This window comes from Flavobacterium sp. 2755 (assembly GCF_031455715.1).
Classification (GTDB): Bacteria; Bacteroidota; Bacteroidia; order Flavobacteriales; family Flavobacteriaceae; genus Flavobacterium.
Genome location: NZ_JAVDTG010000023.1, coordinates 1 through 1,188, shown reverse-complemented (window position 1 = coordinate 1,188; position 1,188 = coordinate 1). Strand labels below are relative to the sequence as shown.

Below are 1,188 nucleotides of genomic sequence, written 5' to 3'. Positions count from 1 at the left end.
TTTTTTTTCTATTTAAAGATAATCTTTCTTGTTACTTCAGCTTTGTTTTCAAGAGTTACTTTTACCAGTAAAACCTGCTCTGCTACCTGAAGATTTGAGATTGATAATTCAGTCGTTCCAACTTTCTTTTTATTGTATAAAAGTTTTCCGGTAATATCAAAAACAGTAACTTCTTTAATATTTTCTTTTGAAGAAGTTACTTTGATTACTTTATCTTTTACAGAAACCAAAAGTCCGTCTTTTACATTTTCGAAATCTCCGGTTCCTAATGTTTTATTAGTATAACGTAATACAAAACGATCTGTAAAAGTTCCTATTTCAGTAGTAAATTTATAATTTCCTGCTTTTAGGTCGTGTACTTTGCTTGTTACTTTATCTTCCAGATAAACTGCCTGATCATTCAATAATCCGTCAGTATGGTCAATAGCAATTGTAAATTCTCCTGCAACGGCTGTTTTGTATCCAAGCGGAATTAAATCGGTATCTTCAAAAGGCAGAGAACGTCCTTGAATTGTTAGTTTTTTAGCATCACTTATACTATAGAAATCTACATAAGTATTTCCGTTAAGGGTTGCCGCATCATAATTTTGATCCCAGCCGTTTGTTGCTCCGTCTATGTAGCCAATTAAAGCTTGTTTAAAAGCGCCTTCGGCGTTAGTAAAGTTCAGCCACAAACGATTTATTTCACCAGCTGCTTGTGAAGTTTTGAAGAACTGGGTGTTATCACCAGGAATTCTCATGCTGTTTGTAAAAACAATATTGCTTGCTGTACTGGCTTTAAAGAAAAAGGCCTGTCCTGCAGCAATGCTTCCTGTTGGGGCCGCTGCACCGCTTGTTGTTACAGTACTTCCGGTTAAAGTATAAACAGCATAATCTGCCGCTGTGTAATTGTATTTTGCATCTCCAATCACGCTTCCGTTTGGAGGTGAATTGTGTGTCCAAAAGTATAAAGCTCCGGTTCCTGTGTCATTTATCAATTTATTGGCATTGATGGCTGAGGGATACGGATTTCCTATTAAATTCCATTTTGTTGCAACGGGAGTAAATGTAATATCTCCATTATTTGGAACCCCTGTAAAAGCAGCTGGGTAAATGGCAGAAGTATTGATATCAAATTCCTGCGGAGCTCTAATGATATAGCCTTGTCCCGGAACCATTACTAATGTTCCGTTATAACTAATTACCCAT

At 36.3% G+C, this 1,188-nt stretch carries 1 protein-coding gene; it reads right to left on the bottom strand.

The window, feature by feature from the left end:
* Positions 1 to 8: 8 nt before the first annotated feature.
* A partial coding sequence (locus tag J2Y38_RS24565; RefSeq protein WP_309847999.1) for a T9SS sorting signal type C domain-containing protein occupies positions 9 to 1,188 on the bottom strand: 1,180 nt, incomplete at its 5' end.